Origin of the sequence: Pseudidiomarina terrestris (assembly GCF_030466405.1) — a bacterium.
GTDB lineage: Bacteria > Pseudomonadota > Gammaproteobacteria > Enterobacterales > Alteromonadaceae > Pseudidiomarina > Pseudidiomarina terrestris.
The window spans coordinates 131,806-146,330 of record NZ_JAGGJF010000004.1 but is presented as its reverse complement, the minus strand read 5'-3'; the positions used below and the strand labels follow the sequence as shown (position 1 = coordinate 146,330).

Below are 14,525 nucleotides of genomic sequence, written 5' to 3'. Positions count from 1 at the left end.
AGGGGGAAAAGCTGCACATCCATGTGCTCCAATTCCTTCATTAGTCGCGCAGGCCTACGGTCCAGCCATTTGTCCAATCGTTGTCTTCACTAACTGCGCCAACAAAATCCACATCATCAAAGAATGGGTTCAGTGTGCTCAGGTCGGTTTTCGGCGTGACTGTTACCGGGGCACCGGACGCGTCCGTCATATCAGCAGCAGTGACATAACCAGAGGTCAGCACAGTCGCAAGCTCGTCTAAGGTGACGTTCGAGGCTTCGCTTTCGTACCAATCCTGGGTCGCAACGTCAGCGAAGTTTTCGCTACAGGCAATAACTGAGTTAGCAATGCTAAGCGTGCCGGCATCGGCGTTGGCAAAGGTGGCAGCGTTATCGATTTCCAGACATTCGCCACGTGCGTCAGTGATAACAAAGTTATACAAAGAACCGCGCGTACCTTGACGTAACAACACACCTTCAGATTCGTCCGAGCCGTCAGTTGCTGTTAACGAACCAATCGATGTGAAGTTTGCAATAATTGGATCTGAGTACGGGGTTGCATCGTTATTGCGGCTATTACCATCCGCTTCGATAGCACGGTTCGCACGGTCGTCAGCGTGTTTGGTGATAATGTACTGGATGTTACCCTGCCAGCCATCGGCCCAATCCAGTGAGTCATCGTCGTTACCTGTCAGCACGACATATTTTGCGTTGGCAGCACCGCCAAAGAACTCGATACCATCATCAAGGTTATTGTGAACCTGAATGTATTCAACTGTGGTGTCTGAACCGACACCATAGAAAGTAATGCCGTTCAGTTCGTTATCAAGAGAAACTTCGTAACCGGCATACTTCACCAATACGTAACGCAGGATACCTGAGTTGTCGGTATTGTCATCACCGCCGTAGAAACCAGCACCACCTTCGCCCTGCAGTACGCAGTTTGCCAGGTCATCCTGATCACATTTATTTGAGATACCAAATCCGTTAAGTACTAAACCGCCCCACAAACCACGCGCGTTCGGATTGCTAACACCATTTTCCACTTCTTGTACTGAAGTAAAGGTAATAGGTGCGTTACGATTGCCTTCCGCAATAATGTCTGCGCCACGTGCAATGCGCACAAATGAATCGCCGTCTTCAAACGCCAGCGTAGCACCGGCATCGATAGTCAGGGTGGGTCCATCACGTTCAACACTTGCGGTTTCCTGCACGTTTTCACCAATGTAGAGACCATTAGGGAAGATGTGCGCGCCACCTGGCAGCTCTACCAAGCGGATATCAGTCACAACCGGGCTTTCTGGCGTAGAGAAACTGCGTGGATAGACGCAGTCAGCGCCAATCTTTTCGCCACGTACGGTTGCACCAGCGTCCTCGTAGGAGGCACAGTTGTTGGTATCGGGAGCCGAGCCACCATTAGTATTGGTTGAATTGTCGATAGAGGTCGGGGTCAAATTAATATCACCGCCACAACCGGCCAGCATAAAGGACGCGGTAAGTGCAGACAGAGCAAAAGCTTTGGTACGATTCATGAGATTCTCCGTTGAATTGAAGGCTTACTTTGTTTTCGTGCTGGCACTTTAGAGTTTCTTTGTGACAGCTAAGTGACGCCCTTGTGAACACTTCATGACAGCCTGTTTAGCATCGCTCTCGGTTGCGCTTCCGCGCAGTTGGGATAAACTGAGCAAACCTTTGCCAACGAGTACATTGATGTCGAGCACCACCAATATTTCTAAATCACTGTTAACCAACGTCCTCTCGGTGTATTTCGTACTTACACTGATAGTGACCTGTGTGCAGGTGATGGGGGAGTATTTCGATACCAAAAGCCAGCTCGTACAGGAACTGCAAAATCAGCAAAGCACCTTCAGTAACTCCCTTGCTCGATCATTGTGGGAGTACAACAACCGGCAAATTGAAGCCATCGCTGAGGGCTTAATTAATATTCCTGCCATCGCTGGCATTGTCATTCGTGATGAAGCTGGTGATACCATCGTTAAACTCGGTTTAACGGAAAGCATTAACGCGCTAAACCTCACCTCAGACGTTGAAGACTTCGTCATTCAAGAGCGCAATGGTTTATTTGGCTATTACTCGTCTATCATTTTCGAATTTGCCGGAGATTCGAATCGCGTCGGTGACGTTACCTTGTTCTCAACGCGTGATATTGCGCTGGACCGGATCAAGTTCAGTCTGTATTTCATTTTTGGTAACGCTATTATCAAAAGTACCTTTTTGATTGTTCTCTTCACGTTAGCGTTTAGCCGTATGCTCAACCGGCCCATGAACATCCTCACCCAACAAATTCGCAATTTCCGACTGGATGATTTAGAGCATTCACGGATTAATCTGAAGAATAACCGTCACACCGAGTTCAATATGGTGGAGCAGGCTTATAATCAGCTGCTGGATAACCTTGAGGACTATCAGGAAGATCTTAAACGTACCCAACAACAATTACTGCATGCCAATCAACAACTCGATGAACAAAATGCGGTGCTCGAGCAAGAGGTCGCGCGCAAAACATCAAGCCTGAGTCAGGTATTAACTGACCTGGAGCGGCGCAAAGATGAGCTGGAGCGACGTCAGGGCAAGCTGGAACGTGAGATCCGACAACGCAAAATTATTGAAGACGACCTGCGTGAGACCAACAGCCAGCTGCAGTCGTCCGTCACGGCCTTTGAACGTGTACAGGACCAATTGATTGAAGCAGAGAAACTCGCCTCACTGGGCCGTCTGGTTGCCGGTATTACCCATGATGTAAATACACCGCTTGGCATTGGCATTACCGCCACCAGCTTGCTGCGCGATAAACTCGACAACATGCAGCAAGCCCTCGAGAATAAGCAGCTCACCGAAGCGCAAATGCGCGAGCTTTTAGATGCCAGCCTGCAAAGCGTGGAGCTACTTGAAAGTAATCTGGGACGGGCTTCTGACCTGCTGGACGGCTTCAAACAAGTGGCCGTTGATCAGACGTCAGACGCGGTCCGTGAAATCAACCTGCAGCACTACATTCAAAATGTCTTACAGGCGTTGCAGCCACGGTTTAAAAATACCAACCACAAAATCAGTCTGGACTGCCCCGATACCATTATCGCGCGCTGTAACGCAGGCGCTTTGGCGCAGATCATTACTAATCTGGTGTTGAATTCACTGATCCATGCATTTGAAGATGACCAGCACGGTCGTCTCGAATTAACCGTTCGCCGACAGGGTGGCGTTCTGCACATCGACTATAAAGATGATGGCAAAGGTCTCACCGAGGCTCAGCAGGAAACCTTGTTTGACCCCTTCTTCACAACGCGCCGCGAGCGCGGTGGCAGTGGGCTAGGCACTCATATCGTTCACAATCTTGTTGAACAAACCTTCAACGGCACCATCACGGTGCAATCGGCTCCAGGCGAAGGCCTGAGCTATCATATTGAGCTACCGATGCAGTTTATCGATAGCGAATCAAATTAACAGCCAACCCCAAGGAACGAAGTTATGTGGTTTCGCAATTTGCGTATTTATACTTTAGCTGATGATTTTCAACTGCCAGAAGAGCTGGCATCACCTTTAACTGAACATCAGTTTAAGCCCTGTGGACGTAATGAATTAGCAAGTTTTGGCTGGTCCTCTCCCTTTGGCCCGCGTAGCGAAGAACTGTTTCACAAAATTGGCGACCAGTACCTGTTTTGCGCACGTAAAGAAGAAAAAGTTTTACCTGCAAGCGTCGTCAATGCACAACTCGAAGAGCAAATTGAAGCCATTGAGTCGGACCAGGGTCGCCGTGTGGTCGGTAAAGAAAAACAATCATTAAAAGAAGATCTGGTGCATCAGCTGCTGCCGCAAGCATTCACTCGCTTCAAGCTGACCTGGGGCATGCTCGACATGCGCCATCGGATTGTTGTCGTTGATGCTTCCGCCAGTGCCCAGGCCGAAGACTTTTTAGGACTGTTACGTAGCACGCTCGGGTCACTGCCGGTGAAACCATGGTTCAGCGAGCAGCCCACCGAGCTGTATTTCACGCAATGGCTGAAACAAGGCTCTCTGCCGGGTGACTTCGTCTTTGGTGATGAAGCAGAACTGCGCAGTAGCGATGAGGAAGGTGGCATTATCCGTTGCAAGAATCATGAGTTGACCAGCCCGGAAATTACCGCGCACTTAGAGCATGGCAAACAAGTCACTAAACTCGCTGTAGAGTGGCAGGAACGTATTACCATGGTGCTAGAGCAAGATATGGCCATCAAACGCTTTAAAGCAACAGATGTGCTGCTGGACGACCAGGATAAACTCGTTGACGCTACCCCGGAACAAAAGATAGATGCTGACTTTGCTCTGCTAAGTGGCGAGCTTACGGAGTTGTTTCCGGAACTTGTGCGTTTATTTAGTGACGAGATAAGCGTAGATTAAACCAGTAGCTACCACTCAAACAACAAACAATAGGTGCTCTATGAAACGCTCAACCTCCATGACTTTAACAGCGCTGGCGCTGCTCACTCTGAGCGCCTGCGGCCCGCAACAGACGGCCAATAAAACTGCGGCAGAGCCTGCGACATCTGCGCCGGCATACACGCTGAAAGAAGGCGCCGGAAAGCGCCTTGGTATTTACCAGCCGGTCGATTTAACCGCGGATCTCAGCCGCCTGAATGCCGACCAAAAGCAAATGATCAAGCTGCTGATCGATGCTTCGAAAATTATGGATGAGCTGTTTTGGCAGCAAGCTTTTCCTGGTGATAAAGAGCAGCTGCTTGATGCGCTGGACGATCCCGAGGTACATAAGTTCGCGCAAATCAACTATGGCCCATGGGACCGCCTCGACAATAATACGCCGTTCCTGACTGGCTTTGGGCCTAAGCCCGCCGGGGCTAACTTTTATCCGACGGATATGAGTAAAGCGGAATTTGAGCAAGCCGAGTTTGCCGGTAAAATCGATTTATACACTTTGGTGCGCCGCAATGACGCCGGTGAGCTCTATGCGATTCCTTATAACGAAGCCTATCGCGACGAACTTGGACAAGCGGCACGCCTGCTTCGTGAGGCCGCCGAACTCGCTGCCAGCGAGAGTTTTGCAGAGTATCTGAAATTGCGGGCAGACGCTTTTCAAAGCAATAGCTATCAGGCCTCAGATTTTGCCTGGATGGACATGACAGAAAATCAGATCGATATCGTCATGGGCCCGATCGAGACCTACGAAGATCAACTTTATGGCTATCGTGCGGGCTTTGAGTCTTATGTATTAATTAAGGATCTCGCCTGGAGTGCGCGCTTAGAAAAGTACGCAGCCTATCTGCCAGAGTTGCAACGAGGTTTACCTGTTGCGGCCGAGTATAAGGCTGAAATACCAGGTTCTGATGCGCAATTAAATGCCTATGACGTGGTGTATTACGCCGGGCATTCGAACGCAGGCAGCAAAACCATTGCGATTAACTTACCCAACGATGAACAAGTGCAGTTGCAAAAGGGCACTCGCCGCCTGCAACTCAAAAACGCTATGCGGGCTAAGTTCGATCAGATCCTGCTCCCGATTGCCGATGAGTTGATTGTGCCAGAGCAACGCGCACATATTACGTTCGATGCCTTTTTTGCCAACACCATGTTCCATGAGGTTGCCCATGGTTTAGGTATCAAAAACACTATAGATGGCTCCGCCACCGTCCGCGAAGCACTGAAAGAGCATGCCTCAGCTCTGGAAGAAGGTAAAGCTGACATTCTCGGACTTTATATGGTCACTCAGTTGCTGGAAAAAGGTGTGATCACAGACGGCCAGTTGGAAGACTATTACACCACTTTCCTGGCAGGAATTTTCCGTTCGGTGCGGTTCGGCGCCTCCAGCGCGCATGGCAAAGCCAATATGATCCGGTTTAATTATTTTGCCGATGCCGGTGCGTTTACCCGCAATGAAAATGGCCAGTATGCGGTTGATATGGACGCAATGCGCGCAGCCATGACCAGCTTGTCAGATAAAATTCTGACCTTGCAGGGCGACGGCGATTATGAAGGGGTTGGCGAACTCTTTGCCCAGCAAGGCAACGTTGGCGCCACCTTACAGGCAGATTTGGATCGTTTATCCGCGGCTAGTATCCCGGTGGATATTACTTTTAACCAAGGTAAAGCGGTGCTGAATCTTTAAGTCAGAATTCTTATCCTGAACCGGCGAGGTAAAACTCGCCGGTTAAGCGCCGAAATTCTGCGCTGTAACCTTTGCCAGCGTGAATCACCAACTCGCGCTGCTGCACATGTTGGCACGGCTCTCGCTGCCAGCCCTGAATGACCAGCCGCGGACCTTTTCTCAAAGTACTGTAAACCAGCAGTTCGTCGCGCAACTGCAAGCCGCAAGCAGTCGCTGCCTCCGTTCGTGGTGCCTTTTGAGCAGCAGGAACGACCCAATAAAACTGTCCGGACGGGCTCAGGTTACGCAACACACAAGCCAGCCACGCCGTGACTGGGGCGAGGCCCTGGCGGGCCATTTCACGAGCTGCTGTGGCACTGGCAAGATGCTGCGGAAAATAAGGCGGGTTGCAGATGATGAGATCGTAGTTCTGACTTGCCTGCCAGCTGGCGACGTCAGCCAGATAACTCGTCATACGCTCCGGCCAGGGCGATGCGATAAAGTTTTCCCGCGCCTGGGCAACCGCATCCTGATCTGCATCAATCGCATCGACGCGCAGCATAGGCTGGCGCTGGGCCAGCATCAACGCCAGTAATCCAGAGCCGGTGCCTAAATCCAGGGCACGGCATACTCCCGCAACAGGCACATAACTTCCTAAAATAAGACTATCTGTGCTTACTTTCATCGCACATCGGTCGTCTTTGATATAAAATTGCTGGCATTGAAAGCCCATGCTGACCCCGACGAAGCATATCGTTTGGAATAAAGGAACACATCATGACCCCCGATTGGGATCAACTCGAACTCGATGATGAACTCATTGACGTACTGCTTGGCGCAGAGCTCAATAAGCCTGCCAAAGTTCAACAAGCGGTTATCCCGCTGGCGCTGGCTGGCCAGGACTTATTAGTCAATTCACCGACAGGCACCGGAAAAACGCTGGCCTTTTTGTTACCGGCCCTGCAGCATCTGATTGACTTCCCGCGCCAGCAACCAGGCGGCGCGCGTGTGCTTATTCTAGCACCAACCCGTGAACTGGCGCAGCAGATTGCTGAGCAAGCGGATGCCTTTGAGGAAACCACCGGACTGCGTTCTGTGCTGATCACAGGTGGCGTGAACTATGGTAGTCAACATCAGCTGCTCGAAGCACCGCACGATATTCTGGTCGCCACACCCGGTCGGTTGCTTGATTTATTAAATGCCGGACAGTATGAGCTTGAACATATCGAGTGGCTCATTATTGACGAAGCGGATCGCATGTTGGACATGGGCTTTGCTGAATCGGTGAAAATGATCGCGCAGAATGCCTTACACCTGAAACAGTCGCTGCTGTTCTCAGCAACCCTGGAAAGTCCCGGGGTGCTGAAGTTTTCCGCGGCGATACAAAATGATCCGCAGCACATTGTGGTGCAGCCGCCTAAGCGTGAAAAAGGTAAAATCCTGCAGCGCTGGTATCAGGCTGATACCGCCGAGCACAAGCTGCAACTGCTGCTCCGTCTGCTTCAGGATTACCCGGGCCGCCGTGTGGTCTTTGTCCGAACCCGTGAAAAAGTAGAAGAGTTATCTGCCAAGCTATGGTCGGCAGAAATTAAGAATCTGACCCTGCGGGGCGATATGCCACAAGATGAGCGGCAGAAAATCATTGCCCGTATGGAGACCTATACCGACGCCACGCTTATCGCTACGGACATTGCTGCCCGGGGCCTTGATATCGAAGCTATTGAGCTGGTGGTCAACTATGACTTACCACGCCAGGCGGATGTCTATCTGCATCGTATCGGGCGCACCGCGCGCGCCGGCAAAAGCGGTGTCGCAGTCAACCTGGTCGAAGCCCATGATGCTGACCTACTAGGCCGTATAGAGCGCTATCAGGACAGTAAAATTGAACGCCGCGTGTTTGCCGAACTTAAACCTCAGTATAAGTTTCCGGACCCACGCAAGCGCAGCAAGAAGAAGAAAAGTAAAAAGGCCGACGCTGCTAAGTCGAAGAAGAAGAAGAAGTCTTAGCCTTTTGTTTGCGGTGGCGCACAAAGCGCCACCAGGCAATCAAGTAAAACGTTGCTGCGCCGGCTCCGTCGGCCAGCAAATCGCCCCAACTCGAGTCCCGGTATGGCAAGAGTTCCTGCACATACTCAATTAGCAAGCCGTAGCCCGTCAGAACAATAAGAGCGAGCCATATCGGCAGGCGGAACGCATGGTGAAACGCCCAGGCAAGCACAAAAAATGAGCCAAAATGCACCACTTTGTCCAGGTGCTCAACGCGCGGCAGGTCTCCGCTTGAGATCTGCATCAGGAAGGCTGCCGTCACAGCAATCAGGAGCAGAATAAAAATAACGCGCGCTAAGTTTTTCGAACTCATTAAGTATCCTTGTTCGTTACTGCATCAACGCTCACGACGAGGTTGATAAACGCCTACATTGTTATAGCCTTGCTCCTGTAAGTAAAGAGCCTGAAGCTTACTCATTACACCTTTTTCACAATAAAGAAGATAATGTTTCTCTGGATCAAGGTCAGCGAAGGCTGTTGCCAGCTTAAAAAACGGAATGTTGTGCTGCGACACCCCTTCCGGCAAGTGCTTCAGGGGCTTGGCCTCCTGCTCATCAAGACTGCGAATATCAATGATCACTTCACCTTGTTCTACCGCATCTACAGTACTGACGGGATGAACCTGAGCGTCGGTTGCTTCACCGATATGCCGCACATCTTCAACGTTTGCTGCCCGGACCACCCGTTCCAGCAGTTCAGGATCCAGCTTGGCCTCGGCGTCCAGTACCGCATCACGCTGCGCTTTCACCGTCGGCTTGATCGATATGACACCACAATATTCCGGCATGCTACGCGCAATATCGGCGGTGCCGATACGCTCGGCAAGGTTAATGATTTCCTGTTTGTCCATGGTGATCAGCGGCCGCAGAACCAGGGTGTCAACTGCTTCGTCAATCACGCTCAAGTTGCTTAAGGTCTGACTCGAAACCTGCCCCAACGCCTCTCCCGTGACCAGTGCACTGGCATTGATACGTTGTGCAACGATCTGTGCGGTACGCAACATCTGACGCTTTAACACCACGCCCATCAAGCCGTTATCCACGTGGCTCAGGATCTCTTCAACTACCGGTGCGAAATCGATACTGATAAATTTTAACGGATGGGAACTGGCATACGTCTGCCATAGGTAATACGCCGTTTGTCGAACGCCCGTCTCGTGTCTATCGCCGCCTAAATTGAAAAAGCAAAAGTGTGTCCGTGCGCCCCGCCGGATCAATTGAAAACTTGCCACACTGGAGTCAAAACCACCGGACAACAAGCTGACAACCGTTTCCTGCGTGGGGAGTGGGAAGCCGCCAAGGCCATGCTGTTTGTCACCAAACACACGTACGGTTTCGTTATCCACTTCAATTCTTAGTTCAATATCCGGTTGTTTCAGAGCCACCCGGGTACCGGCCACTTCCTGCAATACACCGCCACCGATGTAACGCTCCAGATCCATCGAACGGAAGCCATGTGTGCCCTTGCGCTTGACTCGTACCGCAAAGCTACGGTGGCGCAGTCGCTCCGCCCAGCAGCTCAGTACCTGTTCCAGAATCGGTTTAAAGTCAGCTTCGCTGGTGGAGTTCAACGTTAACTCATGGGAGCGACTGAACCAGGCAATGCCCGGGATGCGTTGTAGCTCATCACTGATCTGTTCAGCAATGAGAGGCTCCTGACTGGCGACATCGACCTCAATCCGGTCCCATAACCACCGCACTTTTATAGGTGCTGAATCGTCTACCTCAACGCGCTTTAAAATGTTTTTCAGGTTGTTGACCAACACTTTACCGTAACGTTTGCGGACACCTTTACTCTTGATGGTGATTTCAGCGTGTAAGCGAATAATAAATTTCATGACCGGATGACTTCTATAACTTTAAAAGCGCGCTAGTATACCTGATTTGACCGTACATCGGAATCAGGGTAACTTGAGCGCCACAAGCATCAACAGGTACTGCTATGAGTGACTTATCGCTAGAACAAGCCATCCAGGAACTGGAACAAATTGTTGTGCAACTTGAGCAAGGAGAGCTGCCACTCGAGCAAGCCCTTGAACAGTTTGAGAAAGCTGTCCGTTTGTCTCGTGTCAGTCAGCAAAAGCTGCAACAGGCCGAACAAAAGGTCAGCCAACTGCTGCAGCAACAAAATGGAGAGGAACTTACTTCGTTTGCCGCGGATGGCGCAGAAGAGGATGAGTCGTGACCCTTGATTCTCTGTTAAAAGCGCCGCGCGAACATATCAATGCAGTGCTTGAACAACAGCTCGCTGAAAACAATTCCGCTGACGCGAAACTGCAGGCGGCAATGCGCCATGCCCTGATCCTGGGCGGCAAGCGGGTGCGACCTTTTTTAACCTATTCGGTTGGCGCCATCTGTGCTGCCCCTGAGCAGGTGTTAGACCGCGCTGCTGCGGCGATTGAATGTATTCACGCGTATTCACTGGTACACGACGACTTGCCAGCCATGGACGATGATGACCTGCGCCGCGGTCAACCGACCTGTCACCGCGCTTTTGACGAAGCTACGGCGATTCTCGCTGGCGATGCCCTGCAGACCCTGGCGTTTGAGTTGTTAAGTACACCTCAGCCTGAGCTGCGTGCAGAGCGGCAGCTACTGATGCTGCAGGTGTTAGCGTATGCCAGCGGCAGTCGTGGCATGTGCGGTGGCCAGGCACTGGACCTGGCAGCCACCAATGCGCAGTTGAGCGAAGCCGAGCTTGAGCAAGTGCACGTGCTTAAAACCGGCGCGCTGATTACTGCTGCTGTGCAGCTGGCGGTGCTTGCCGGCAGCGATGACGCGCAGCAGTATTACGATGATTTTACCGATTTTGCGACCTGGCTGGGCCTGGCGTTTCAGGTGCAGGATGACATTCTTGACGTGACCAGCTCGACAGAAACCCTCGGCAAAACAAACGGTAAAGATGTAGCCGCGAACAAAAGTACCTACGTGCAATTGCTTGGTCTGAAGGGCGCGCAGGCAAAGCTCACGCAATTACACCAGAAAGCGCTTCAAGCCCTCCACAGAATCCCCTACAATACACAGTTACTAGAAAACTTTGCAGAACAGTTGTTAAACCGGGATTATTAATCGCATGACATCTTCGTCTCGTTCATCTCACGATGCTTATCCGTTGCTTGACGGTATCGACAATCCAGCGGATTTGCGCACCTTGTATGAACGTCAGTTACCACAGCTATGTGCTGAAGTCCGTGAGTTTTTACTCAGCTCGGTCAGTCGCAGCAGTGGCCACCTCGCATCTGGACTGGGTACGGTCGAACTGACCGTTGCCTTGCATTACGTATACGCCACGCCATATGACCAATTGGTCTGGGACGTCGGCCATCAGGCCTACCCGCATAAAATCCTGACGGGGCGTAAGCATCAGTTGCACACGATTCGACAAAAAGATGGGCTGCATCCGTTCCCATGGCGCCCCGAGAGTGAGTACGACACCCTGAGTGTGGGTCACTCCAGTACCTCAATCAGTGCCGCTTTAGGTATGGCCATCGCCGCCGAACGCGAGCGCTCTGAAAAGAAAGTCGTGGCGATTATCGGTGATGGCGCAATGACTGCCGGTATGGCGTTCGAGGCGCTCAATCATGCCGGTGATATTAAGCCTGATATGCTGGTGATTCTGAACGACAATGATATGTCGATTTCTGAAAACGTTGGTGCCTTGAATAACCATCTGGCACGCGTGCTGTCGGGCCGGTTTTATACTTCATTGCGCGAGAGCAGCAAGAAGCTGCTGCAAGGCATGCCGGGTATCCAGCACCTTGCCAGCCGCGCAGAAGAGCACATGAAAGGTATGGTCGCTCCAGGCACCATCTTTGAGGAGCTGGGCTTTAATTACATTGGTCCGATCGATGGCCATGACGTCAATCTACTGGTGTCGACGTTACGCAATATGCGCCATCTGAAAGGCCCGCAATTCCTGCACATAGTGACCCGCAAAGGCAAAGGTTACGAGCCTGCAGAAAAAGATCCTATTGGCTATCATGGCGTGCCAAAATTTGATCCAGCCACGACCTCCTTACCCACGAAAAAAGCGGCAACGCCTTCGTACTCAAAGGTATTCGGCGACTGGCTCTGTGAAATGGCCAGCCAGGATGACAAGTTGATGGCCGTCACCCCGGCAATGCGCGAAGGCTCTGGTATGGTCGAGTTTTCCCAGCGCTTTCCGAAACAGTATTTTGACGTTGCTATCGCTGAACAGCACGCCGTAACTTTTGGCGCTGGTTTAGCCATAGGCGGCTATCATCCGGTGGTCGCTATCTACTCAACCTTCTTACAGCGCGGATACGACCAACTCATTCACGATGTTGCGCTGCAAAGTTTACCGGTGCTTTTTGCCATCGACAGGGCCGGAATTGTCGGTGCTGATGGACCCACCCACCAAGGCGCATTCGATCTCAGCTACTTGCGCTGCATTCCCAACCTGGTGGTGATGGCGCCAAGCGATGAAAATGAATGTCGTAACATGCTGTATACCGGCCATAAGTTACAACAACCTGCTGCCGTGCGTTACCCGCGGGGTAATGGTACCGGGTGCAGCATCGACAGCGATCTGCAAGCACTGCCCATCGGCAAAGGTCGGATCCTGCGCGAAGCCAGCAGCGAAGCAGCCGCGCCCAGAATTGCGATATTAAGCTTTGGGACTGTACTAAACGACGTCCTGCCCTGTGCCGAGACGCTTGATGCTACAGTGGCCGATATGCGTTTCGTGAAGCCGCTTGATGAAGACTTGATTCGCAACCTCGCCGAACGTCATGCCCTGCTCATCACGGTGGAAGACAATGTGGTTGCGGGTGGCGCTGGAAGTGGTGTCGGTGAGTATCTGCATGCGCAGGGCATCAGCACTCCATTGCTGCAAATTGGCCTGCCCGATGACTTTATAAAGCACGGCAGTCAGGACGAAGTGCGCGCTGAGCTTGGTTTAGATGCGCAAGGGCTAGAGCAGCGTATTCGTGAGCGCATAGCCAGCATGTAAAAGGACACAGCTGACGATGCCAGCAAGGATATCGTCAGCCATGATGCCCAACCCGCCTTTTAGCTTTTTATCGCACCAGCCGATCGGGCCAGGTTTATAAATATCAAAAAAGCGAAACAGCAGAAAAGCCAGCAACAGGTTCAGTGCTGTTGCCGGTAAAAAGCTCATGGCCAGCAGATAACCGGCAATCTCATCCAGTACTATCGCCGGGTGATCATGCACACCTAAAGCGTCCGCTGTAATACGACACATGGCAATGCCCAGACCACTGACCAATACGGCGATCGCAAGGTACAGCCAGGGATCTAACCCTTGCATCAGCATTACCAGCGGCACCGTAACTAAGGTACCAAAGGTTCCGGGCGCTTTTGGCGCCAGACCACTGCCAAAGCCCAGCGAAAAGAAATGCACCGGGTGAGCCAGTTGTTTCCAGCCCGGCTTGCGCAGCCTGGCTTTACTGTTAGCCGAAGTGGTCATATCCGCCCTTTTCATCTGCGCCTTGCCAGGGCTCTTCATTGCGCTCCAGACGCAGTTTATTGGCTTCACTGGTAATACGCCCGATACAAGTAGGTTTAGCGGGATGGCGGGCCAACACGGTATCAAAAACACCACGCCGGCTTTCTGGCACGGTGAAGCACAGTTCGTAATCATCACCGCTATGCAGCGCGTAACGAATTGCATCTTCGGCGGTGACGGATTCGGTCAGTGCCAGACTCAATGGCAGTTCGTCCACGTCGACACGAGCACCGACATTCGAGGCTTGCAAAATGTGACCCAAATCAGCCTTCAGCCCGTCTGAGATATCAATAGCGCTGGAAGCGATGTCGCGCAGTGCCTGGCCAAGAGCCACCCGGGGAGATGGGAAGTAGAGTCGTTCGAGCACGCGGCGGTAATGACTGTCAGAAATTTGCACTTTGCGTTGCTGGGCCGCGAGCGCAAGTCCAGCATCGCCGATACTGCCACTGACGTAAATCCAGTCGCCGGGTTTAGCACCATCACGACGCAACGCCGTGCCTTGAGGTACAAAACCGTGGGCCGTGACGGTCAGTGTCAGGGGGCCCTTGGTGGTGTCACCGCCAATCAGATGGCAATCGTAGTAGTCACAGATCTCGCGCAAGCCATGGCTAAAACCTTCCAACCACTCCTGATCCATTTCAGGTAAGGTCAGGGCCAGCGACAGCCACGCCGGTTCGGCGCCCATGGCGGCAAGATCACTTAAATTGACCGCAGCAACTTTATGGCCAACGGCACGGGCAGGCATTTGCTCATCAAAATGCACCCCAGAGACCATGGTATCGGTTGCAATGATGAGTTCAGAATCACTGGGTAGCGTAAGAATGGCAGCGTCGTCGCCAACCCCTTTCACCACATCGTCGCGCTTCGGCCAACGATGGGTGAAATAGGTATCGATCAGATCAAACTCGCCAAAGGCCATG

General features: G+C 52.0%; 13 protein-coding genes. 7 read left to right on the top strand and 6 right to left on the bottom strand.

Going from position 1 to position 14,525, the window contains the following annotated elements; all coding sequences use genetic code 11:
• Positions 1-40: 40 nt before the first annotated feature.
• Positions 41-1,510 (bottom strand): hypothetical protein, encoded by a 1,470-nt coding sequence (locus J6J34_RS09370; protein WP_301721464.1) that lies wholly within the window; start codon positions 1,508-1,510, stop codon positions 41-43.
• Positions 1,511-1,688: 178 nt separating this feature from the next.
• Between J6J34_RS09370 and J6J34_RS09365 the strand changes: the two genes are divergently transcribed.
• From J6J34_RS09365 to J6J34_RS09355, 3 genes are read left to right on the top strand one after another with little or no spacing between them, the layout of a single operon-like run.
• Positions 1,689-3,440, top strand: coding sequence for a sensor histidine kinase (locus J6J34_RS09365; protein WP_301721465.1), 1,752 nt, complete (start codon positions 1,689-1,691; stop codon positions 3,438-3,440).
• A 24-nt stretch (positions 3,441-3,464) separates the two neighbouring features.
• Complete coding sequence (gene rdgC, locus J6J34_RS09360) at positions 3,465-4,373, top strand: recombination-associated protein RdgC (protein ID WP_301721466.1); 909 nt, start codon at positions 3,465-3,467, stop codon at positions 4,371-4,373.
• A 40-nt stretch (positions 4,374-4,413) separates the two neighbouring features.
• Positions 4,414-6,093: a dipeptidyl-peptidase 3 family protein gene (locus J6J34_RS09355; protein WP_301834579.1), complete on the top strand. Its 1,680-nt coding sequence runs from the start codon at positions 4,414-4,416 to the stop codon at positions 6,091-6,093.
• 10 nt (positions 6,094-6,103) lie between these two features.
• Here the strand turns inward: J6J34_RS09355 and J6J34_RS09350 are convergent, their stop codons facing one another.
• A complete protein-coding gene (locus J6J34_RS09350) occupies positions 6,104-6,757 on the bottom strand; it encodes a tRNA1(Val) (adenine(37)-N6)-methyltransferase (protein ID WP_301834581.1) in 654 nt (217 codons plus the stop codon).
• Positions 6,758-6,849: 92 nt separating this feature from the next.
• On the opposite strand from J6J34_RS09350, the gene srmB reads away from it, so the two are divergent.
• Positions 6,850-8,079 (top strand): ATP-dependent RNA helicase SrmB, encoded by a 1,230-nt coding sequence (srmB, locus tag J6J34_RS09345; protein ID WP_301774841.1) that lies wholly within the window; start codon positions 6,850-6,852, stop codon positions 8,077-8,079.
• Here srmB and J6J34_RS09340 read toward each other — a convergent pair.
• Both J6J34_RS09340 and thiI read right to left on the bottom strand, forming a co-directional pair.
• Positions 8,051-8,431: a VanZ family protein gene (locus tag J6J34_RS09340; protein ID WP_301721472.1), complete on the bottom strand. Its 381-nt coding sequence runs from the start codon at positions 8,429-8,431 to the stop codon at positions 8,051-8,053. The two genes, srmB and J6J34_RS09340, sit on opposite strands and share 29 nt — an antisense overlap.
• A 24-nt stretch (positions 8,432-8,455) precedes the next feature.
• A complete protein-coding gene (thiI, locus tag J6J34_RS09335; RefSeq protein WP_301834583.1) occupies positions 8,456-9,955 on the bottom strand; it encodes a tRNA uracil 4-sulfurtransferase ThiI in 1,500 nt (499 codons plus the stop codon).
• A 104-nt stretch (positions 9,956-10,059) separates the two neighbouring features.
• On the opposite strand from thiI, the gene J6J34_RS09330 reads away from it, so the two are divergent.
• From J6J34_RS09330 to dxs, 3 genes are read left to right on the top strand one after another with little or no spacing between them, the layout of a single operon-like run.
• Positions 10,060-10,302 (top strand): exodeoxyribonuclease VII small subunit, encoded by a 243-nt coding sequence (locus tag J6J34_RS09330; protein ID WP_301721474.1) that lies wholly within the window; start codon positions 10,060-10,062, stop codon positions 10,300-10,302.
• On the top strand, positions 10,299-11,186 hold the full coding sequence (locus J6J34_RS09325) for a polyprenyl synthetase family protein (protein ID WP_301774844.1): 888 nt from the start codon (positions 10,299-10,301) through the stop codon (positions 11,184-11,186). The genes J6J34_RS09330 and J6J34_RS09325 overlap by 4 nt, the downstream gene beginning before the upstream one ends.
• A 4-nt stretch (positions 11,187-11,190) precedes the next feature.
• Positions 11,191-13,089, top strand: a complete 1,899-nt coding sequence (gene dxs, locus J6J34_RS09320) for a 1-deoxy-D-xylulose-5-phosphate synthase (RefSeq protein WP_301721476.1) — start codon at positions 11,191-11,193, stop codon at positions 13,087-13,089.
• Here dxs and J6J34_RS09315 read toward each other — a convergent pair.
• Together J6J34_RS09315 and thiL are read right to left on the bottom strand one after the other, a co-directional pair.
• Entirely contained in the window at positions 13,051-13,566 is a 516-nt protein-coding gene (locus J6J34_RS09315) for a phosphatidylglycerophosphatase A family protein (protein WP_301721477.1), read from the bottom strand. The two genes, dxs and J6J34_RS09315, sit on opposite strands and share 39 nt — an antisense overlap.
• On the bottom strand, positions 13,550-14,524 hold the full coding sequence (thiL, locus tag J6J34_RS09310) for a thiamine-phosphate kinase (RefSeq protein WP_301774846.1): 975 nt from the start codon (positions 14,522-14,524) through the stop codon (positions 13,550-13,552). The genes J6J34_RS09315 and thiL overlap by 17 nt, the downstream gene beginning before the upstream one ends.
• Position 14,525 lies beyond the last annotated feature (1 nt).

Bases quoted from the DNA above. Each gene is read 5' to 3' on its own strand.
- J6J34_RS09370 (WP_301721464.1), bottom strand. From the start codon at position 1,510: ATGAATCGTACCAAAGCTTTTGCTCTGTCTGCACTTACCGCGTCCTTT.
- thiI (WP_301834583.1), bottom strand. From the start codon at position 9,955: ATGAAATTTATTATTCGCTTACACGCTGAAATCACCATCAAGAGTAAA.
- J6J34_RS09355 (WP_301834579.1), top strand. From the start codon at position 4,414: ATGAAACGCTCAACCTCCATGACTTTAACAGCGCTGGCGCTGCTCACT.
- thiL (WP_301774846.1), bottom strand. From the start codon at position 14,524: ATGGCCTTTGGCGAGTTTGATCTGATCGATACCTATTTCACCCATCGT.
- J6J34_RS09365 (WP_301721465.1), top strand. From the start codon at position 1,689: ATGTCGAGCACCACCAATATTTCTAAATCACTGTTAACCAACGTCCTC.
- rdgC (WP_301721466.1), top strand. From the start codon at position 3,465: ATGTGGTTTCGCAATTTGCGTATTTATACTTTAGCTGATGATTTTCAA.
- J6J34_RS09350 (WP_301834581.1), bottom strand. From the start codon at position 6,757: ATGAAAGTAAGCACAGATAGTCTTATTTTAGGAAGTTATGTGCCTGTT.
- srmB (WP_301774841.1), top strand. From the start codon at position 6,850: ATGACCCCCGATTGGGATCAACTCGAACTCGATGATGAACTCATTGAC.
- J6J34_RS09340 (WP_301721472.1), bottom strand. From the start codon at position 8,431: ATGAGTTCGAAAAACTTAGCGCGCGTTATTTTTATTCTGCTCCTGATT.
- dxs (WP_301721476.1), top strand. From the start codon at position 11,191: ATGACATCTTCGTCTCGTTCATCTCACGATGCTTATCCGTTGCTTGAC.
- J6J34_RS09330 (WP_301721474.1), top strand. From the start codon at position 10,060: ATGAGTGACTTATCGCTAGAACAAGCCATCCAGGAACTGGAACAAATT.
- J6J34_RS09315 (WP_301721477.1), bottom strand. From the start codon at position 13,566: ATGACCACTTCGGCTAACAGTAAAGCCAGGCTGCGCAAGCCGGGCTGG.